Annotated in this window: 22 protein-coding genes; 9 read left to right on the forward strand and 13 right to left on the reverse strand. The window is 67.7% G+C overall.

All coding sequences use genetic code 11. The features are described 5' to 3' along the window. Positions 1 to 30: 30 nt before the first annotated feature. The 3 genes from BM031_RS02730 (at position 31) to BM031_RS02740 (ending at position 4,157) form a co-directional block, all read left to right on the forward strand. On the forward strand, positions 31 to 813 hold the full coding sequence (locus BM031_RS02730; RefSeq protein WP_091870769.1) for a fused MFS/spermidine synthase: 783 nt from the start codon (positions 31 to 33) through the stop codon (positions 811 to 813). 119 nt (positions 814 to 932) lie between these two features. After that, the gene (locus BM031_RS02735; RefSeq protein ID WP_091870772.1) at positions 933 to 3,797 is read left to right on the forward strand and encodes a bifunctional diguanylate cyclase/phosphodiesterase; all 2,865 of its coding nucleotides are present in this window, start codon (positions 933 to 935) and stop codon (positions 3,795 to 3,797) included. A gap of 129 nt (positions 3,798 to 3,926) precedes the next feature. Next, entirely contained in the window at positions 3,927 to 4,157 is a 231-nt protein-coding gene (locus BM031_RS02740) for a hypothetical protein (protein ID WP_229408435.1), read from the forward strand. A gap of 19 nt (positions 4,158 to 4,176) precedes the next feature. Here BM031_RS02740 and BM031_RS02745 read toward each other — a convergent pair whose 3' ends face one another. Then, positions 4,177 to 4,554, reverse strand: coding sequence for a hypothetical protein (locus BM031_RS02745; protein ID WP_091870775.1), 378 nt, complete (start codon positions 4,552 to 4,554; stop codon positions 4,177 to 4,179). 61 nt (positions 4,555 to 4,615) lie between these two features. Continuing rightward, positions 4,616 to 4,753 (reverse strand): hypothetical protein, encoded by a 138-nt coding sequence (locus tag BM031_RS25410; RefSeq protein WP_177207636.1) that lies wholly within the window; start codon positions 4,751 to 4,753, stop codon positions 4,616 to 4,618. Between the two features lie 186 nt (positions 4,754 to 4,939). Between BM031_RS25410 and BM031_RS02750 the strand changes: the two genes are divergently transcribed. Beyond that, positions 4,940 to 5,131, forward strand: a complete 192-nt coding sequence (locus BM031_RS02750; RefSeq protein WP_091870778.1) for a hypothetical protein — start codon at positions 4,940 to 4,942, stop codon at positions 5,129 to 5,131. Positions 5,132 to 5,275: 144 nt separating this feature from the next. Continuing rightward, positions 5,276 to 5,689 carry a hypothetical protein gene (locus BM031_RS02755; RefSeq protein ID WP_143084499.1) on the forward strand — a complete coding sequence of 138 codons (414 nt, stop codon included), beginning with the start codon at positions 5,276 to 5,278 and terminating at the stop codon, positions 5,687 to 5,689. Positions 5,690 to 5,701: 12 nt separating this feature from the next. On the opposite strand, the gene BM031_RS02760 is transcribed toward BM031_RS02755, so the two are convergent. Further along, positions 5,702 to 5,893 carry a hypothetical protein gene (locus BM031_RS02760; RefSeq protein WP_091870783.1) on the reverse strand — a complete coding sequence of 64 codons (192 nt, stop codon included), beginning with the start codon at positions 5,891 to 5,893 and terminating at the stop codon, positions 5,702 to 5,704. A gap of 128 nt (positions 5,894 to 6,021) precedes the next feature. On the opposite strand from BM031_RS02760, the gene BM031_RS02765 reads away from it, so the two are divergent. Next, complete coding sequence (locus tag BM031_RS02765; protein ID WP_229408437.1) at positions 6,022 to 6,936, forward strand: alpha/beta hydrolase; 915 nt, start codon at positions 6,022 to 6,024, stop codon at positions 6,934 to 6,936. Here BM031_RS02765 and BM031_RS02770 read toward each other — a convergent pair. Further along, positions 6,933 to 7,223 (reverse strand): 2Fe-2S iron-sulfur cluster-binding protein, encoded by a 291-nt coding sequence (locus tag BM031_RS02770; RefSeq protein WP_091870789.1) that lies wholly within the window; start codon positions 7,221 to 7,223, stop codon positions 6,933 to 6,935. The genes BM031_RS02765 and BM031_RS02770 overlap by 4 nt on opposite strands. Positions 7,224 to 7,336: 113 nt before the next feature. Here BM031_RS02770 and BM031_RS02775 point away from each other — a divergent pair, with 113 nt between their 5' ends. Continuing rightward, positions 7,337 to 8,320 carry a L,D-transpeptidase family protein gene (locus BM031_RS02775; protein ID WP_091870791.1) on the forward strand — a complete coding sequence of 328 codons (984 nt, stop codon included), beginning with the start codon at positions 7,337 to 7,339 and terminating at the stop codon, positions 8,318 to 8,320. A gap of 29 nt (positions 8,321 to 8,349) precedes the next feature. Next, positions 8,350 to 9,075: a M23 family metallopeptidase gene (locus BM031_RS02780; RefSeq protein WP_091870792.1), complete on the forward strand. Its 726-nt coding sequence runs from the start codon at positions 8,350 to 8,352 to the stop codon at positions 9,073 to 9,075. An 8-nt stretch (positions 9,076 to 9,083) separates the two neighbouring features. On the opposite strand, the gene BM031_RS02785 is transcribed toward BM031_RS02780, so the two are convergent. The 5 genes from BM031_RS02785 to BM031_RS02805 form a co-directional block, all read right to left on the reverse strand. Then, complete coding sequence (locus BM031_RS02785) at positions 9,084 to 10,877, reverse strand: M4 family metallopeptidase (protein WP_091870795.1); 1,794 nt, start codon at positions 10,875 to 10,877, stop codon at positions 9,084 to 9,086. A gap of 149 nt (positions 10,878 to 11,026) precedes the next feature. Beyond that, a complete protein-coding gene (locus BM031_RS02790; RefSeq protein WP_091870797.1) occupies positions 11,027 to 11,674 on the reverse strand; it encodes a hypothetical protein in 648 nt (215 codons plus the stop codon). Between the two features lie 9 nt (positions 11,675 to 11,683). Next, positions 11,684 to 12,868, reverse strand: coding sequence for a zinc-dependent alcohol dehydrogenase (locus BM031_RS02795; protein WP_091870800.1), 1,185 nt, complete (start codon positions 12,866 to 12,868; stop codon positions 11,684 to 11,686). A gap of 169 nt (positions 12,869 to 13,037) precedes the next feature. Further along, complete coding sequence (gene ypfJ / locus BM031_RS02800) at positions 13,038 to 13,910, reverse strand: KPN_02809 family neutral zinc metallopeptidase (protein WP_091870803.1); 873 nt, start codon at positions 13,908 to 13,910, stop codon at positions 13,038 to 13,040. A 34-nt stretch (positions 13,911 to 13,944) separates the two neighbouring features. After that, positions 13,945 to 14,127 carry a hypothetical protein gene (locus BM031_RS02805; protein ID WP_091870805.1) on the reverse strand — a complete coding sequence of 61 codons (183 nt, stop codon included), beginning with the start codon at positions 14,125 to 14,127 and terminating at the stop codon, positions 13,945 to 13,947. 171 nt (positions 14,128 to 14,298) lie between these two features. Here BM031_RS02805 and BM031_RS02810 point away from each other — a divergent pair, with 171 nt between their 5' ends. Then, positions 14,299 to 15,234 carry a N5-glutamine methyltransferase family protein gene (locus BM031_RS02810; protein ID WP_091871225.1) on the forward strand — a complete coding sequence of 312 codons (936 nt, stop codon included), beginning with the start codon at positions 14,299 to 14,301 and terminating at the stop codon, positions 15,232 to 15,234. Between the two features lie 2 nt (positions 15,235 to 15,236). On the opposite strand, the gene BM031_RS02815 is transcribed toward BM031_RS02810, so the two are convergent. The 4 genes from BM031_RS02815 to BM031_RS02830 all read right to left on the reverse strand — a co-directional run bounded on the left by BM031_RS02815 (position 15,237) and on the right by BM031_RS02830 (position 19,460). After that, positions 15,237 to 16,361: an extracellular catalytic domain type 1 short-chain-length polyhydroxyalkanoate depolymerase gene (locus BM031_RS02815; RefSeq protein ID WP_091870808.1), complete on the reverse strand. Its 1,125-nt coding sequence runs from the start codon at positions 16,359 to 16,361 to the stop codon at positions 15,237 to 15,239. Between the two features lie 28 nt (positions 16,362 to 16,389). Next, positions 16,390 to 16,806: a ribbon-helix-helix domain-containing protein gene (locus tag BM031_RS02820; protein ID WP_091870810.1), complete on the reverse strand. Its 417-nt coding sequence runs from the start codon at positions 16,804 to 16,806 to the stop codon at positions 16,390 to 16,392. A 98-nt stretch (positions 16,807 to 16,904) separates the two neighbouring features. Further along, the gene (locus BM031_RS02825; protein ID WP_091871228.1) at positions 16,905 to 17,978 is read right to left on the reverse strand and encodes a LacI family DNA-binding transcriptional regulator; all 1,074 of its coding nucleotides are present in this window, start codon (positions 17,976 to 17,978) and stop codon (positions 16,905 to 16,907) included. Between the two features lie 30 nt (positions 17,979 to 18,008). Next, complete coding sequence (locus BM031_RS02830) at positions 18,009 to 19,460, reverse strand: glycoside hydrolase family 30 protein (protein ID WP_218147554.1); 1,452 nt, start codon at positions 19,458 to 19,460, stop codon at positions 18,009 to 18,011. Positions 19,461 to 19,608 lie beyond the last annotated feature (148 nt).

A 19,608-nucleotide genomic window follows, 5' to 3' on the forward strand; every position in this document is an offset into this window, starting at 1 on the left:
ATCCGCGCCCGGCGACCCTATACTGGCGCCATGCCTGCGCCGCGCCCCCTTCCCCACCCCGAGCCGCCACCCGGCCCCGCCCCGATCGTGCAGACCCGGGGCGACCGCCGCACGCTCGAATTTACCCTGGGCGACATCCAGAGCGAGATGCGGCTCTCGCGCCCGAGCAGCCTGGTGCTGTCGTATGCGCGCGCCATGATGTGCTTCGCGCTGCTGGCGCCGCGCCCGCGCCATATCGTCATGGTGGGCCTGGGCGGCGGCTCCTTCGCCAAGTTCTGCCACCGTCACCTGCCCTGGGCCCGCATCACGGTGCTGGAAGTGCGCGCCGACGTGATCGCGCTGCGCGCGCAGTTCCTGGTGCCGCCGGACGACACCCGCCTGCAGGTGCTGCACTGCGATGCGGCGGCCTGGCTGGCGCGCGCCGACGCCGTCGCCGACGTGCTGCTGGTGGATGGTTTCGACGCCGCCGGGCTGCCGCCGGCCCTGTCGAGCAGCGCGTTCTATGCCGATTGCCGGCGCGCCCTGCGTCCGCAAGGCGTGCTGGTGGCCAATATCTTCACTTATGATCCCGACTATGTGACTGCGGTGCAACGCTTGCAGCAGGCCTTCGACGGCCACGCCTGCTGGCTGGCGGGCATGGCCGGCAACAACCAGATCCTGTTCGCCCAGCGGCCGGGCGAGCCCGGCGCGCCACCCGGGCGCGCCCTGCGCCTGCTGCGCGACCGCCTGCGCAACCGCGGCCTCGGCGCCGCCCCGCTCAACCGCCTGCTGGCGCGCCTGGTCGTGGCCTGGCTGGCCTGGCGCCATCCTTGAACCGGCTTGGGCGCGACATTTCGTTTGCAAGAAAAGCGCCTGTTGTGACACACTTCATGTATTGATGCCTGCTGGCAAGCCTTTCCATTCCCTCTTTCACGGATACCCTGGACTACTCGATGCCGCGTCGCCTGCCTTTGTCGCTCACCCTTGCGGCGGCCCTCACGCTCGGGGGCGGCCTTGCCGCGTCCGGCGCCCTGTTCCTGGGCGTGAGCCACCTCGAGTACGACAACATGGCGCTCGCCTTCGGCCAGCGGACCGACGAGCGCGTGGCGGCCGTGCGCCAGGGCATCGACCAGGCGGTCGAGGTGCTGACCGTGACCAACCAGCTCTTCGCCCGTGGCGAGCTGGTCAGCCGCGAGCATTTCCGCGACTTCACCGCGGCGCTGCTGCAGCGCCACCAATATATCCAGGCATTCAATTTCCACCGCTCGGTGCCGGGCGAGGCGCGCGCGGCGGTGGAAGCGGACCTGCAGCGGGTCCGCCCGGGTACGGTGTTCACCGAACTGCGTCCCGACGGCCTGGCGCCGGCGCCCCTGCGCGCCCGCTACCACATCGTCGACTACATCGAGCCGATGGCCGGCAACGAGGCGGCCTTTGGCTTGAACATCACCGAGAACCTCGTGGTGATGAGCGCGCTGGAAACCGCGCGCGGCGAAGGCCGCGCCGCCGCCACCGACCTGATCCAGCTGGCCCAGGATCGCGACCTGCAGCCGGCGTTCGAGCTGATCATGCCGGTGCTGGACCGCCAGGGCATGCTGGCGGGCGACACCGCGGTGATCATCCGCGGCCCGGAACTGGTGCGGGCGTCGCTGGCCGGCTCCGGCCTGCTCGATTCGCGCGACATCTTCGTGTCCGTGTATGCGGGCGAGCGCGCTTCCCGGTCCGCCCTGATGTTTTCCACGGGCGACACCCGCAAGCCGGAAGACAGCTGGCTGGCCGGCTTCATGTCGCCCGGCCACACCGGCTACAACAGCAAGGTCCTGCGCATCGCCGGCAAGCCCTGGCGCGTCGAAGTGGCCAGCGCCCCGCGCGCCTTCCTGCAGGACCACATGGCGTCCACCGCGCTGCTGGTGGGCGGCATCCTGATGACGCTGCTGGGCACGGCCTTCGTGCAGGCTTCGGGCCAGCGCGCGCGCAAGGTCCAGCAGCTGGTGCGCCAGCGCACCGCCGACCTGCGCCGCACCAACCGCCGCCTGGTCGAGGACATGGCCGCACGCGAACGCGCCGAGCGCGCCCTGCAGCAGAGCGAGCAGCGTTTCCGCCAGCTGGTGTCGATGTCGTCCGACTGGTATTGGGAACAGGACCGCGACCTGCGCTTCACGATGGTCACCGGCGGCTTCACCGAAAAGGCCGGGGTCTCGGTCGAGAGCCTGCTGGGCAAGACGCGCTGGGAATACGTGCCGGCGCTGCTCGACCTCGACGTCGGCCGCGCCCACGTGGCCCAGGTCAAGGCGCACGAACCCTTCGCCAACCTCGAATACCAGATCCGCGACGAGCACGGCGCCACCCGCTGGTTCTGCGTCAACGGCCAGCCGGTGTTCGACGACCAGGGCGACCTGCTGGGCTACCGCGGCACCGGCAGCGACATCACCGAGCGCAAGCTCACCGAGCAGCGGGTGCATCACGTGGCCCAGCACGACGTGCTGACCGGCCTGCCGAACCGCTCGCTGCTGCAGGACCGCCTGGGCCAGGCGATCGCCTACGCCAACCGCAGCGCGCGCCCGATGTGGGTCATGCTGATCGACCTCGACCGCTTCAAGTTCGTCAACGATTCGATGGGCCACAAGGCCGGCGACGTGCTCCTGATGACGGTGGCGGCGCGCCTGACGGCCTCGCTGCGCGACACCGACACCGTGGCGCGCCTGTCGGGCGACGAATTCGTCGTGATCCTGTCGGAACACCACGACGAGCCCTTGTCCCCCGACATCGTGCAGCGGGTGATGGATTCGGTGGCCCAGCCGGTCATGCTCGGTCCCAAGGAGTTCTTCGTCACCTGCTCGATCGGGGTGGCGGTGTACCCGAGCGAAGGCACGCCGGCCGACAGCCTGATCGAACACGCCGACATCGCCATGTACAGCGCCAAGAAGATGGGGCGCAACAACTTCCAGTTCTATACCCCGGCCATGAACGAGGAGTCGATGGAGCGGGTGCGCATCGAAAGCGCGCTGCGCAATGCGCTGGAACGCAACGAATTCGTGCTGCACTACCAGCCGCAGGTCGACCTCAAGACCGGCCAGATCGTCGGCATGGAAGCGCTGATCCGCTGGCAGCACCCGGAACTGGGCATGGTGCCGCCGGTGCGCTTCATCGGCATCGCCGAAGAAACCGGCCTGATCGTCCAGATCGGCGCCTGGGTGATGCGCACCGCCTGCGCCCAGAACAAGGCCTGGCAGGATGCGGGGCTGGGCAAACTGCGCGTGGCGGTCAACCTGTCGGCGCGCCAGTTCGGTGCGCCCGACCTGATCGCCGGCCTGGAATCGGTGCTGGCCGACACCATGCTGGACCCGGACTGCCTGGAGATCGAACTGACCGAGAGCCTGTTCATGAACGACATCACGCCGGCGGTGGACCTGCTGCACCGCATGAAGTCGCTGGGCGTGAACCTGTCGATCGACGACTTCGGCACCGGCTACTCGAGCCTGTCCTACCTGTCGCGCTTCCCGATCGACGTGCTGAAGATCGACCGCAGTTTTGTCGCCGACATCACCGTCGACGCCAACGACGCGGCCATCGTCACCTCGATCATCGCGCTGGCCCACAACCTGAAGCTGGCGGTGATCGCGGAAGGCGTCGAGACGCTGGAACAACTGGACTACCTGCGCAGCCACGGCTGCGATGAAATGCAGGGTTATTTCTTCAGCAAGGCGCTGCCGGCCGCGGAGTTCGAGCAACTGCTGGTGCAGGGCCGCGCACTGCCGCCGCCGGTGCTCCTGGAGCGCGAACCTGCGCCGGACAGCGCGCCGGAAGCGCTTCCGGCTTGATTCTGCGCAGAAAATCAGCACCAGAATAAAAAAACGTTACCCAATGGCCATTTAGTTGTAGCTAATTCAATATTGATGGCCGTAGAATAGCCGTGTCTCTTTAGCAACCCGGACATACGGATATTGATGATGATGAATGATACTGCCGAGCTGTCCCCGGTGAGCGCCGCTGCCGCCGATGCCGAACGCATCCGCCGCCAGCGCACCGACAGCCACACCCGCGACCTGATCAACCAGGCCGTGGCCTCGATCCCCACGCTGGGATTGCAACGCGCCGCCGAATTCCTGGCGACGATGAACGTGCCGGCGGAAGTGGCGGTGCGGGTGCTGGTGTACCCGAACCGGCGCCGCGCCAACTAAGCGCGCAGCGCCGCGGCGCCTAGCGGCGCTGCTGCCCTTGCTGCTGGGCGATGTCGGCCAGCGATTCGCGGCCCTTGTCGGTGAGGGCGAAGCCGCCGCCGTCGACGGGTGCGATGTGCGACTTGGCGCTCAGGAAGCGCACCACGTCGGTATCGACCGGCGCCTGCGGGTCGGACTCCAGCGCCGTCAGCGCCTTCACCGCGCGGCGCAGGAACAGCACGAGCTGTCCTTTTTCCGTGAGCAGGATCCGCCCGTCGCGGGTATTTTCCAGCATCTTCAGTCCCGACAAGCGCTTGGCATTGCGCCCGACGCAGGCACCGGCCGCGTCGCGCTTGACACCGCGGCGCACCAGTTCGAGCGCATCGTATTCGTCTGTCGTCAGTTGTTCGTTCTTCATTCCTGCTTTCACATCGGTCTTGGCGCGCCATGGTACCCGGCGCGCCCCGCCACGGCAAGCGTCAACGCAGCGCGCGCAGCGCCAGCCAGCCAAGGCCGGCGCTGGCGGCAAGCCCCAGCGCCAGCGCCAGGCGCGCCCGGCGCGAGCAATACAGCGGGCTGCGGCCCAAATAGATGGTGTTGTACAGAGTATGGCCCATGATCTCCTCCCGCGTCGCATGACATGCATGCATTATAGGGATGGCATCATGTCGGCAATATGACATGGATCGTTCGCCGCCACCTGGCGTGCGTGCGCGCCACGTTTTGCTGCACTGCGAAGCGCGCGCCGACGCCGGGGTAGGCCTGTTAGGATCATCGTACATCGACAACCACCGGAGCCCAGCATGAACGACCCGACTCGCCCAGTCGATCCCGCCGCACAAGGCCGCCCCCTGTACAACGAAGCCGATATCGGCAGCGGCGAAAAATCGCCAGCGGAAATTGAAACTGAGGAAATGATTCGCGGCATCCCACCACTACCGCCCTCGGGCGACAAAGCCGAACCGCGTCCCGCCGGCGAGCAGCCGCGCGCCTGAACCAGGGCGGCCTGCCGCGCGCGGGCCGCCTGCCCCCCTCTCGAGCTTGCACTGTCGGGCATCTCGCCTATGCTGAATGGGCAGCCCGGCCGGGCTGCGGCCAGCCTGCACACAGGCTGGCCCATCCACCACATGGAGGCGGGCATGAATCACCGGATCATCCTCAGGATCGGCGCGGTTGTCGGCAGCTTGTACGGCCTGATCCTGGTCATCTCACCGAATACACTGATGAACCTGTACCGCGCGCAAGCCCTGCAGGACACGGGCCTGTATTTCGCGATGCTGTCGGGGGCGATGCTGCTGGGGTGGGCGGCAATGAACTGGGCGGCGAGCAATGCGCCGCAGATCGCCGAGATCCATTACGTCTTGCTGGGCAACCTGGTGACCCAGGTGCTGGGCTTCCTGGTCAGCCTGGTCCGCCAGCTCAGCGATGCGGCCGTGCCGCAGTCGGGCTGGCTGAATGTGGCGATCTTCCTGGTGTTCACGGCGGCCTTCGGCTACCTCTACCTGGCCAGCCCGGCCGGCTACCGGCTGCACGCTCGCAGCAGGCCGGCCTGAGCCGGCGCGGGCCTACGCCTTGATCGGCGTGCCGGGGAAACCCGGCTCTTCGACCGGCGCATTGACCGGATCGGGCACGTCGTCCGGCACCGGCGGACCCGGGTCGGGCGTCGGTTTTGGATCGGGGACATCCGGATCGGGGGTACTGTGGGCGCGCACGGTGGATGCGCCGTGCAGGCTGTTTACCTGTGTAAATGTGGTCATTGCAGCCTCCTTGGTTCACATGGGTTACGTTGGATGCAGCCTAGCATGATTGCCACGGCCGGGTTTTCAATCGTGCGGTGCGTTGCATCCTCGGCTATAGTGCTCGCTCAACCACTTCCTGGCCGACCATGACGCTTCGCCCCCTGTTCCGTCCCTTCCTGCTGGCCGCCTTGCTTGCGGGCAGTGTCCATGCAGCCCCTCCCACCAAGCCCATGAAACTCGACGACTACCTGGCCCTGTCCGGCCCCGCGCCCAGCGCCCGCCTCCCCTACGGCGACGCCCCCTCGCAATTTGCGGAACTGTTCCTGCCGGCCGGCAGCGGGCCCTTCCCGGTCGCGGTGCTGGTGCATGGTGGCTGCTGGACCAGCAAGTTCGGCGGCATCACCCAGCTGCGCAATATGGCGGGCGCCCTGACGGCGCGCGGCATCGCAGTCTGGAACGTCGAATACCGGCGCAGCGACGAGCCGGGCGGCGGCTATCCGGGCACCTACCAGGACATGCATGCGGCGCTCGAGCTGCTGGCGGCCCAGTCCGGGCTGCATCGGCTCGACACCGGCAGGCTGGTCGCCGTCGGCCACTCGGCCGGCGGGCAACTGGTGCAGTGGATGGCCGGACGCGGGCGCATCGCCCCCGGCAGCCCGCTCTACCGCAAGGAACTGCTGCCGGTGCGCGCCGTCGTCAGCCTGGGCGGCCTGGCCGACCTGCGCAACGAGGCGGCCCTGATCAAATCGAGCTGCGGCCGCGACACGGCGGAACTGGCCGGCCTGCCATCCCCGGGCCGGCCCGACGTCTTCGCCGATACCAATGCCGCCGAGCTGATGCCGAATGGCAGCCGCACCTGGCTGGTTACGGGCGAGCTCGACACGATCTCGCCGCCGCGCGTGGCGCATGACTACGCCGCGCGGGCGCGCAAGGCGGGCGACGCGGCCGAGGTGGTGATCCTGGCCGGCGCCAGCCACTACGATGAAGTGGCAGCCACCTCGGCGTCGTGGCCCGAGGTGCTGGCGGTGATCGAAGGCGCCCTGGGCATGGGCAAACCTTAGAGGGCAAGGCGCGCCAGCGGCGCCTCGATCTCGAGGTCGGCGCGCGCCACCGCCACGCAGGGCAGGATCCAGCCTTCGCGCTTCTCGTCGAAGGACAGGCCGGGCCACTCGACCAGGTGGCTTGCCGCACCGCGGCGCAGGCGGCAGATGCACGTGCGGCAGGTGCCGTTGCGGCAGGAACTGGGCAGCGCGATGCCGGCCGCTTCGGCGGCCGCAAGTAGGCTGGTGTGCTCGTCGGCGTCGAAGGCAAGGCCGCTTGGCTGCAGCAGGATGGTGTGGCGGGTCATGGCCGGATTGTAGCGCCGCCGCGCCGCTTGTCGTAGAGTTCGTTCACGCACAGACCCGGCGCCGGGGCGGAACTACCCTGAAGTTTCCAAAAGCAAGCATTGCAGGAAACTACATGAAAACATCGCGCACCCTTCCCTTCCTCGTCGCCGCCCTGCTCGGCGCCCTCCCTGCCGCCCAGGCCCAGCAGCCGGCCGCGGCCCCTGCGGCCCAGGCCACGGCCCAGCCGGCGGCGCCGGCCACCGGCAAGCAGGCCGAATTCGAGCGCAACCTGCGCGCCCAGGTCCTGCTCGACCGCGCCTGGTTCTCGCCCGGCGAGATCGACGGCGCCTATGGCTCCAACATGCGCCAGGCCTTGAGCACCTTCCAGGCCACGCGCAAGCTGCCCGTGACCGGCAAGCTCGACGAGGCCACCTGGAACGCCCTGAATACCGACAACACCCCGACCCTGGTCAACTATACGCTGGCCGAATCGGACGTCGCCGGTCCCTTCCGCGCCGTGCCGGCGGAAATGATGGACAAGGCCGCCCTCCCCGCGCTCGGCTACGCCAGCGTCGAAGAAGGCCTGGGCGAGAAGTTCCACGCCAGCCCGGCCCTGATCCAGCGCCTCAACGCGGGCAAGGACCTGGGCCGCGCCGGCGAGCAGATCGTGGTGCCGAACATCATCGGCAAGACCGCGCTGCCAAAGGCGTCGAAAGTCGTGGTCAAGGACCAGACCAAGGTGCTGCAGCTGTATGACGCGGAGGGCGCCCTGCTCGCGCAATACCCGGTCTCGACCGGCAGTGCCAACGACCCGCTGCCGATCGGCACCTGGAAGATCGAAGGCGTGCACGCCAACCCGACCTACCACTACAACCCGAAACTGTTCTGGGACGCCGAGCCGGGCGACAAGAAAGCCAAGATCGCGCCGGGACCGAACAACCCGGTCGGCGTGGTCTGGATCGACCTGTCCAAGCCCCACTACGGCATCCACGGCACCCCGGTGCCGGCCCACGTCGGCAAGACCGAATCGCACGGCTGCATCCGCCTGACCAACTGGAGCGCGGCCGAAGTGGCCGCCGCCGTGGCGGCCGGGCTGGAGGTCGTGCTGCAGGACTGATCCATCCCTTGACCTGAGCGGAGAATGACATGAAATGGTTGATGAGCTTCCTGTTCGGCGTGCTGGTCGGCGCCGGTGGCCTGTTCGTGGTGTTGCGCGCGGTGCCGGACGACCCGGCGCCGGTCGTGGCGGCCGCGCCGGCGCCGGCCGCCGGCGTCCCGGCTGCGCAGATCGATCCCCACCTGCCGGGCGCGCCGGTGGTGCAGACCGACCTGACCGAAGTCGACCTGCCGCTGCGCCCGAGCTCCGCTTCCGTGCCCGCGCCGGCGCCCGCGGCCGGCACTACCACCGCGACCGCGCCGGCCGCGGCGGCCGCGATGGCCGTCCATGGCAAGCTGCTGCTGCCGGTGCAGGGCATCAAGCTGGCCGCCCTGGCCGACACCTATGACCAGCCGCGCGGCAGCCAGCGCCACCACGAGGCGCTCGACATCATGGCGCCGAAGGGCACGCCGGTGCTGGCGGCGGCCGACGGCAAGGTGGAGAAGCTGTTCACCAGCAAACCAGGGGGGACGACGCTGTACCAGTTCGACCCGAGCGGCAAGTACGCGTATTACTACGCCCACCTGGAGCGCTACGCCGACGGCGTCAAGGAAGGCATGGACCTCAAGAAGGGCGAGGTGCTCGGCTACGTCGGCGTGACCGGCAATTCCGACCCGAACGCGCCGCACTTGCACTTCGCCGTGTTCGAGCTCACGCCCGAGAAACAGTGGTGGAAAGGGACGCCGCTCAATCCCTTCCCGCTCATGGCCGACTGAGTGGCGGCTCAGGGCGTCGCCACGGCGCCCGGTTCGTCCAGGTCGGCGCCCACGTTGATCGCGGCATAGGCGCGCTGGACGGCAACGGCTTCCTTGCTGTCCTTGCCGTACAGCTCTTCCGCCGACAGGATCATCTTGGCGCGCGCATCGGCGTAATTGGTACTCGACGTGAATTTGCTCGTATTCGCATGGAACCAGATGCGGAAGGCCTTGTCGGTACCGATGCCGGTCATCGCCGACGGCTGCTTGACCAGGTACTTGCTGTAGTAATCCCCGGCCTTGTCGGCTTGCGAGCCGCGCGCCAGGAAATAGAACATGCGGTTGTTCGGCCCGCTGCTGTAATGCACGTCGAGCCGGCGCAGCGACGTACTCCAGGCATCCGGGCTGCTGCCGTCCTTGCTGGGGCGGTACATCCAGCGCAGCGGCGTGCCGTTGCGGCTGATCTCCGCCCCCAATACCCAGTCATTGCCCTCTTCGGGGAACTTGTCGCCCTTGCCGCCGGCGCGCGCATAGGCTTCCACCACTTCGCCCGAGATATCGGAACTCGATTCGTTCAGCCCGCCCGATTCGCCCGTGTACACGAGGTCGGAGGTGGCGGCGGTGATGCCGTGCCCCATCTCGTGGCCGATCACGTCGATCGAACCCAGGCTGGTGAAATAGGTGCCGTCGCCGATGAACATGCAGCGGCAGGTGTCGCTGTAATAGGCATTGTCGTAGCCGCGGTTGACGTGGGCGGCGATGTAGGTGGCGGTGTCCTTGCCGTCGAGCGAGAGCCAGTTGAACACGTTCTTGTGGGCGTCATAGGTATTCATCAGGCCCCACATCGCGTTGACGGCGGCGGTCTGGCCATTCGGCCCGGTGGTGCTGCCGCCTTCGACGAACTGCTTGCCGTCGCCCCAGATATTGGTGGCATTGCTGTAGATCTTGCCGGCGCTGGAACTATTGTTGGCATTGGTGATCGCCATCGCCCCGAAGGCGCCGCCCTTGCCGCGTTCCGGGTCCAGCATCTGGTAGCTGCCGTTGACCAGCTTGGTGTTGATCGGGACTTCGCCGTTGTACTGGCTCTTGCCCACCCCGACCACGGTCTGCAGCATGTTCCACTGGTCGAGGATGGTGGCATCAACCGCGCTGACGATGGTGTCGTAGTACACCGGCTGCTCGCCCTGGCGCATGCGGGTGCGCACCAGCCAGGCCAGCTCGTAGCGCTCCACCACGTCCTGCACGTCCAGCGCATTGAGTTCGGCTTCTTCCTTGGCGCCGGCGCCGACCACGCGCTGCATGCGCATTACCGGGTAGACCAGCAGTTCGGCGCTCGGCTTGACCACGTGCACGGCCGTTCCGCCCAGGCTGGGCAGCAGCGACGCCAGGGCGGACGCGATCGCCGCCTTGGTCGACACCTGCGGCTGCACCGAAAAGCTGGCGGTCAGCGCGCCCAGGCGGTTGGCGCTGCCCGTGCCCAGGTGCTGGCGGCGCTCGGACGCCGACTCGGACAATACCTTGCCGGCCTGGTCGAGCGTGACCACGGAATCGGAGCCGAACACGCGCAGGCCCTTGTAGGTGTGGGCGGCGCGCACGATCTGGGTGCCGCCTGCGCCCGGGTGCTGGGCCGTGATGCGGTAGTGGTGGTCCTGGTCGAGCCCCTTGGCCTGGCGCCCGTTCGCCAGCTGGGCGAGGATGGAGGCCTTGGCCTTGGCGGTGAGCGTGACCGGCGCGCTCATGGTGGGCGCCGCGGCCAGCGGCAGGTGCGCCAGCAGCAGGGCGGCGCCGAGAAGCGCAGCCGGTATGGTGGGGTGCAGGTTCATCTCGTCTCCGTCCGTGGGAGCGCGGCCCGGGAATGGACCACGCATCGGACAGTTTGGACGAGCTCAGCAGGAAGGGTTTGCTCGGGCGCAAAGGCTGGCGCTAGAGGCTGGTTCGCAGAGTGGGCGGGAAGACCGCCCACCCCCAGGTGTTACCGGTAATGCCGCTTGTGGTGGAAATGGCGCTCGCGCTCGCGCTCATAGTCCGGTTGCTCGTCGCGGTCGCGCCGGCTCAGCAGGTACCAGGCCGCGCCGATCACGCACCCGGTGATCGCCACCTTCTTCGCCAGGCCGGCCGGATTGTGCTGCATCTCGGCCTTGATGCCCATCTCGCCCAGGATGTTGGGGATGTGGCCCCTGGCCAGGTCGTCGGCCACGCCTTCGACCACGTTGACCCGGTCGGCCAGCAGCAGCAGCAGCCAGTGGCGCAGGTCGTTCTCGCTGGCCTTGAAGGCCAGGCGCCGGATCATGCCCGACAGGCCCGAGGGCGGCTGCACGGTGCCGAACACCTGGGTGATGCCCGGGCGCTCGCTCGAGACCAGGATCTCGACCTTTTCCTGCTGCTGAGGCGGGTCGCCTGCGGGCTGGTTGATGAAGCGCGGCGGGGTACGCTCCATCGGCACGCCGGGGCGGTCCTTGCGGTCGAGGTCGGCGCCCCAGCCATGGATGTGCTGCAGCTCGTCGCGGCCAGGCCGGCGCGGCGCGATGTGGCCCTGGCCCGGGTGCTGCTGGATGTGGCCGTGGTCGTGGTGGTCGTGGTGATTGTCGTGGGAATGTTCGGCGATGTCGCGGGATTCCATGCTCGCTCCTTAATTGGCTGTGCTGGCCGAGACCTGGCGCACCTGGTTGGCGTTGGGTGGGATCAGGACGGTCTTGATGCATTCATCGAGCTTGCCCGAGAAGATGTGGTACGCGTCCGCCACTTCTTCCAGCGGCACGCGGTGGGTGATGATTTCCTTCGGGTTCAGGCGCCCGGCGCGGATGTGCTCGATCAGGCGCGGCAGGTGGCGCCGCACGCTGGCCTGGTTCATGCGCATGGTCAGGCCCTTGTTGAGCGCATTGCCGATCGGGATCGCGTTGAAGGTCGGGCCATACACGCCGACGATCGACACATTGCCGCCCTTGCGCACGGAATTGATGCACCAGTGCAGCGCGGTGGCGGAGCCGGCCTGGGCCATCAGGTAGCGCCCGGTGAGCGACTGCATGGCGTTGCCCGAGGCTTCGCAGCCGACCGCGTCGATGCAGACGTCGGCGCCCATCCAGTCGGTCATTTTCTTGATGTGCTCGGCCATGTCGCGCACTTCCTTGAAGTTGACGATTTCGCACTGGGCGTAGCGCTTGACGAACTCGAGCCGGTATTCGATGTGGTCGACCACGATCACGCGCCCGGCGCCCATCAGCCAGGCCGACTTGGCGGCAAAGATGCCGACCGGGCCGGCGCCGAACACGACCACCGTATCGCCTTCCTTGATGTCGCCCATTTCGGCCGCCTGGTAGCCGGTGGGCACGGCGTCGGTGAGCAGCACGGCGTCGTCGTCATGGATGTCCTCGGGGATGATCATGGGGCCGACGTCGGCCATCGGCACGCGCACCAGTTCGGCCTGGCCGCCGTCGTAGCCGCCCGCCGTGTGCGAGTAGCCGTAGATCGAACCCACCGCGGTGGATTGCGCATTCATGTTGTGGCAATTGCCGTAGAGTTCGCGGTCGCAGAAGAAGCAGGACCCGCAGAACACGTTGAACGGCACCAGTACCTTGTCGCCCACCTTCAGCTTCTGGACGCCCGGGCCGACCTCTTCCACCACGCCGATGAACTCGTGGCCGAAGGTGTGGCCGACACGGGTGTCGGGCACCAGGCCATGGTACAGGTGCAGGTCCGAGCCGCAGATGCAGGAGCGGGTGACGCGCACGATGGCGTCGCCGGGGTGCTCGATGACAGGGTCGGGCTTGTGTTCGGCGCGGACACGGTAGGGCCCGCGGTAGTTCATTGCCAGCATAACTCCTCCTCGATATTGTTCACGGACGTGATTCACGGCAGCCCGCCGGCTTGGCGGGCTTGTGGAATGACGTTATGTCAAAACGCTGAGGAATGCGATACGCGCACGGAAACGAACACGGCGTTTTGGCGGGCTCTGGGGCCCACCGCCCCCTCGACGGGCGCTCGTCCTACAACTGCTTCGCGTCGAAGGTATTGCAGTCCTCGACCTTGCCGCTTTCCAGCCCGCGCTGGAACCAGCGCACGCGCTGGGCCGAGCTGCCGTGGGTGAAGGAATCCGGCACCACCTGGCCCTGCGACTGGCGCTGCAGCGCGTCGTCGCCGATCGCCGTGGCCGCGGCCATCGCGCCTTCGACGTCGCCCGCCTCGATGAACTGCTCGCGCTGGTTGGTGCGGTTGGCCCACAGGCCGGCGAAACAGTCGGCCTGCAGTTCGAGCCGCACCGACAGCGCATTGCCCTGCTTTTCGGACGCGCGCTGCTGGGCGTTGTGCACCTGGTCGGAGATGCCCAGCAGGTTCTGCACGTGGTGGCCCACTTCATGCGCGATCACGTAGGCCTGGGCGAATTCGCCCTCCACCTTGAAGCGCTGCTGCATCAGGCGGAAGAAACCGAGGTCGATGTAGACGCGGCGGTCGGCCGGGCAGTAGAACGGCCCGGTGGCGCTGCGCCCGGTGCCGCAGGCGGTCGGCACGGCGCCTTCGAACAGGGTCAGGATGGTGGGCTGGTACTGCGAGCCCTGGGCTGCGAAGACCTGGCCCCAGACGTCTTCGGTATAGGCCAGCGTGGTCTTGACGAACTGGGTTTCGCGGTCGTTGGCCGGCGTAGCGCGCGGCGCCTGCTGGGCCTGGGTGGGTACCGTGCCCTCCCCGCCACCGAGGATCACGCTCGGGTCGATCCCGAAGAACACGCTGCCGATCAGCGCGATCACGATGGTGCCGATGCCGACCGACTTGCCGCCGAATCCCCCGAAGCCCCCGCCCCCGCCGCCAGCGCCGCGGCGGTCGTCCACATTGTCGCTCTGTCGGTCACCTTCCCATTTCATGCCTGTCTCCTCGATGTCGGCCAGCCGGCGCGCCTCAGCGCCCCGGATGCCGTTTCAGATTGCCTGTATCGGCGCGCTCGCGCGCGTCCTTGGTACGGAATTCTTCCGATGTGGCCAGCCCTGCCCTGGCTTCGTCGTGCAACGCACGCTCGTGGCGCTCGCGCTCGACTTCCCGCGCGACCCGCCCCGGTGTTTCGCTGCTGTCCCTGTGCGGCATGTCGCCTCCCCGGCGTGTGAATGAACTATGTGGGTCCGAGTATGGACACCCACCCGGGATTGGTATGTTCGAGTGTTCACATAGTGGTGGAAATTTCTATGCCGACAGCCCATGACGCCTATGTTCGCTGCCGCACAGCGCGCACGCGCCGCCCGTGCGACGCTGCCAGGCATGACCACTTCCCATGCCAACGCCCTGGTCGCGCTCGGCCGCTACCTGCGCGACAAGGACTACCGTTTCATGACGGTGACGCCCGCCACCCACCGCCGCATCAACCGCCGCCCCGGCAACGAGCGCGCGGCCGACCTGCGCGGCATCTTCGGATGGAGCCGGCCGTTCGCCGAAGCCGACGTGGCCCCGGAACTGCTGGCCCTGATGCGCGAAGCGCGCATCCTGGTGCCGGACGGCCCGCTGCTGCGCTCGGCCCTGCGCGCCTCGACCCTGGGCGAGCTGCTGGTGTTCCACTCGAGCTACCCGACCGACGATGACGACGCCGTGTTCTTCGGGCCGGACACCTACCGCTTCGTCGGCACCATGGGCCGCTATTTTTCCTGGCTGGGTTCGGGCCCGGTGCGGGCGCTGGACATCGGCTGCGGCGGCGGCGCCGGTGCGCTGGCCATTGCCAGCAAGTTCCCGCACGCCGAGGTGATCGGCGCGGACATCAATACCCGGGCGCTGGCGCTGACGATGGTCAACGCCCAGCTGGCCGGCCTGGACAACCTGTCCGCCTGCCAGAGCGACCTGTTCGCGGGCCTGGAAGGGAATTTCGACCTGATCGTATCGAACCCGCCCTACGTGCTCGACCCCTGCGAACTGCCCTACCGCCACGGCGGCGGCATGCGTGGCGCCGAGCTGTCGGTGCGGATCGTGCAGGAAGCGCTGGCGCACCTGCGCCCGGGCGGCAGCCTGATGCTGTACACGGGAGTGGCGATCGCCGGGGCGCAGGATGACTTCCTGGAGGCGATCCGGCCCGAACTGGAGCGCGTGTGCGACCACTGGACCTATGACGAGCTGGATCCCGATATTTTCGGCGGCCAGCTCGGCGAAGCGGGGTATGAAGAGGTGGAACGGATCGCGGCAGTGTGGCTGCACGCGATCCGGCGTTGATTTTACGGGCGCTGTTCGAGGAAGAAGGCCAGCATTTCCTTCGAGGCGTTCGGGCCGGTCGCGTCGGTGTGCGAGCCGGCCGCCTTCCCGCCCATCCAGGCGTGGGCCGCGCCGTGGATCAGCCAGTGTTCGGCAATCCGCTGGCCTTGCGCGTTGCGCCAGCTGGTCCTGCTGTAGCCGCGTCCCGCTGCGTCGCCGCGAATGTGCTCTTGCGTCAAGGCCCCATGGGCGTCGGCGAACTGGCGCAGCACCGCATCGCCATTGTCCGCATTGACCACGTGGTCGGCGTCGCCATGGAACACGATGACCGGCACTTTCGACTTTGCGGTGGCCGCCTGCGGCGCGCGTTTCATCGCGTGCAGGCCGGAGATCATGTCCTTGCCGGTGCCGGCCGCCAGGCCCGAGTGCACGCCCACCGCGGCGAACAGGTCCGGGTACTCGGCGCCGAGGATGGCCGCCATCGCGCCGCCCGCCGACAGGCCGGCCGCGAACACCTTGCTGGCATCGCCCCCATGCTCGGCCGCTACCTGCCGCGCCATGCCGGCGATGATCGCCGGTTCGCCGCTGCCGCGCCGCTGCTGCCCCGGCTCGAACCAGTTCCAGCAGCCGTTGGCGTTGGCGCTGCGCTCCTGTTCGGGATAGAGCACCAGGCAGTTATGCTCTTCGGCCACCGAATTCATGGCCGTGCCGGCGGCGAAGTCGCGCGCATCCTGGGTGCAGCCGTGCAGCATGACCACCAGCGGACGCGGGCCTGTCGCGGCGCGGGCGGGAATGTAGAGCTTGTAGCGGCGCTGCCCGGCGCTGCACGAAAATGTCCCGTCGATGAAGCGGCCCGGCCCCAAGTCGGCCGGCGGCGCGCTCTTGCGCTTGAAGGCGCCGGCGGTTTTCGGCAACGCTCTGGCGGCGCGCGCCCTGGGCGCGGCGGGCTTGCCGGCGAAGCCGGGGGCCGGGTTCAGGTCGATCATGCCGGGGGCGTCGTCGACAGTGGCGGTGGCCGTGGCCGGCGCCATCAGGCCGGCCTGCTGCAGTGCGCGCTGGATGACGTCGGTTGCGGCGCCCGGGTTGTTTGACCGGACCAGCTTGGCCGATTCCATCATCTGCTGCACGAATTGGTCGAGTTGTTTCATGGGTATCCTGTGGTGACGCAGCGATGCGCTACGTGTGTATGCGGTCTGCCAGCGCCTGCCGGACGGCGGGCGAAGCGAGGAAGGCGCCAAGGACCTGGACGGATTCGATGGCGGCGCTGGCCAGTTCCGGCGTCACATCGTCCTCGATCACGGCCAGTCCCAGCACATGGATTTCCAGGCGTTGGTTGGCGGCGACCACTTGTTCCAGTTCCTTGCGCGAATAGCGGTACTGCCCGAGTACGTAGCGCTTGCGCACCATGATCTGGCGCAGCGCGTCGGCATGCGCCAGCAGCTGGTTGCGGATGGCGGTACGGACGAGGTCGGTGCGGTTGGCATAGAAACCCTCGTTCACCAGCAGGTCGACCTGGGCCAGGTCGACCAGGCCGACGTTGATGGTGACTTTCTCGCTCTCCGGAACCCGTTGCGGGGCAGTGGTATGGCTCATTTATACTCTCCTTATACTCCATGTGGAGTATATCCGGAGTATTTCAAGGATGCGAGCCAAAAAAATCAGGCCCTCGTGTTCGAGGGCCCGGTATTGCGCTATTCCTGTACCGACGCCGCGCGCCCTGTGGCAAACGCCAGTTTATCCCTGGTCTTGCGTCGTTGCAGGGGCGGCCGCGACAGCGAACTGCGCATCGTCACGCTGACGGCGAAGTTGCGTTCCACCGGCCGGTCCAGCCCATAACAGCGGTTGAGCAGCTCGGAGAGCCCGTTGCGCGTCATCTCGTCCCACGGGATATGCACCGAGGTCAGGCGCGGCGCCGAGAACTTGCCGCCCGGGGTGTCGTCGTAGCCGATCACGGCCACGTCGTGCGGGACGCGCAGCCCGGCTTCCTGGAAATAGGCCATCGCGCCCATCGCCATCTCGTCGTTGGCGCAGAACAGCGCCGTGAACGGTCGGTTCGAGGCCAGCAGCGCGCGCGCCGCATTCCAGCCGGCGTCGGACGAAAAGTCGCCTTCATGCTGCCACAGGGCGCTCGTGTCGATCCCCGCCAGCGCCAGCTCGGCCATGAAGCCGTCGATCCGGCTGGCGTTGTCCGGCACGCTGGCCGGCCCGGCCACGACCGCGATCTCGCGGTGGTCGTGCGCCAGCAGCGCACGCGCCGCCAGCTGGCCGCCGAGGCGGTGGTCGGCGGTAAAGCACTGGCCGGGGATGCTGTCGAAGTAGTGGTTCAGCGCCACCAGGCGCTCGCGCGCCACGCCGAAGCGCGCCAGGTCTTCCTCCAGAAGCGCATTGGTCATGGCGATCACCCCATCGCAGCCGCGCTCGATGAGGAACTCGATGCCTTCGATGGCCTGTTGGCGCGCGCCGCCGCGCCCGACGCCGAAGGCCACCACCATGTGCAGGCCGGCCGCGCGCAGCTCGGTATCGATGACGCGCAGGATCGGCGTATAGAAGGTGCCGGTCAGGTCCGGGATGTACACGCCCACCATGCGGCTGGTGCCCGACAGGAGCGAGCGCGCCGTGTGCGAAGGCCGGTAGCCCAGCGCCTCGACCGCCTTCTGCACCCGTTCCAGCTTGTCCGGGGACACCGAGCCCTGGCCGCGCACCACGCGCGAGGCCGTCCCCAGCCCCACGCCCGCCATGCGTGCGACATCCTTGATCGTTGGCACAGGCATCCCCTCCCTTATCTAAGGCTAACGCTAACGCAGCACAGTCTGGATCGCATGCGCCGGAATGTCCACCACCACTTCCTTGCGGTCGACGATCAGGCGGTACTTCTGCGCGGCGTCGGTCTTGTTCAGCACCACGATCGCCAGGCTGCCGTCGCTGTTGCGGAAGGCGGTGGTGGCCAGCGTGCTGCGGCTGCTCGACGCGCTCACCCGCCGCGCGCCCGGCTTGATGTAGCGCGTGAAGTGGCCCAGGTAGGCATAGCTCGGCGTATAGATCAGCTGGCCGTCGTCGCTCGCGTGCAGCGGCGCGAAGCAGTAGTTGCCCACGTGATTGGGGCCACCGCGGGTATCGAGCAGCATGTTCCAGTCGATCCAGCCCGACGCCCCGGCGTTCAGGTCGGCCAGGATCTCGGACCCGTAACGCTCGCCGTTGGCCCACAGCTGCATTTTGGCGGGGTCGAATTTCTCGACCGTGGCCTCGGTCATGAGGAGCTTGATCTCCGGGTAGGCCTGGTGCACGGCCGCCACGTTGGCGTGCATCGGCTCGCCCTTGGCCCAGGTTTCATACCAGTGGAAGCCCACGCCCCAGATAAACGGCCGCGCCTTCGGGTCCGACAGGATGTGGGCGGCGCGCTGCGGCAGCAGGTCGCGGTTGTGGTCCCAGACGACGATCTTCTTGTCGCCCAGGCCCGCCTTTTTCAAAGCCGGCCCGAGGTGGTCGCCCAGGAAGCGGGTTTCGTCCTCGGCGGTGAAGATCATCGATTCCCACTTTTGCGTGGCCATCGGCTCGTTCTGCACCGACAGGCCCCACACCGGGATGCCGGCCTTTTCATAGGCCTGCACGAACTTCACCATATATTGGGCCCACAGGTCGCGGTCGCCCGGCAGCAGGGTACCGCCGCGCAGCATGCTGTTGTTGGACTTCATCCAGCCTGGTGCGCTCCAGGGCGTGGCCATGATGCGCAGCGCGCTGCCGTGCGCCTTGCTTGACGCCAGCGCCTGGCGCAGCAGCGGCACGCGGTACTGCATGTCGTGCTCGATGCTGAAGGAAGCCAGCGAGCGGTCGCCGTCGCGCACATAGGTATAGCTGCCGCTGCTGAAGTCCGAGCTGTGGATGGTGGTGCGGACCACGTTGTAGCCCAGGCCCTGGCGCGGGTCGAAGTAGGCGGTGTGGAATTCCTTCTGCGCCGCCGGCGTCAGTTTGGCGTACACCTCGGCCACCGCATCGGTGATGGCGCCGCCGAAGCCGAACACTTCCTGGAAGCGCTTGCCGCTGTCGACGAAGACGGCGGTCTCGGTCTCGGGCGGCTGGCCTGAGGGTTGCGGGACCGGCAAGGCCTGGGTGGCGAAACGGGTGCCGCTGTCCTTGGCGGTGGTCACCACCTGCCAGCTGTCCTGCGCGGCATGGGCGGCCTGCCCCATCAGGGCCGGGGCAAGGCTGGCCGCGCACAGCAACTGGATGGTCTGTCGTCTGGTCTTCACGTTTTTTTCCTTCGGGGTCAGGTCTGACATTTGGACACGGGCTCGACCGTCCGGCACCCAGGCCGGCCCGGAGGCCTGACCAGAAACTTCTTCCAGTGCAATTGGAAACGTTGCCAATTTAGGCTGGCCAATATATCACCGCGAATCC

It is taken from the genome of Massilia yuzhufengensis (assembly GCF_900112225.1).
Classification (GTDB): domain Bacteria; phylum Pseudomonadota; class Gammaproteobacteria; order Burkholderiales; family Burkholderiaceae_D; genus Telluria; species Telluria yuzhufengensis.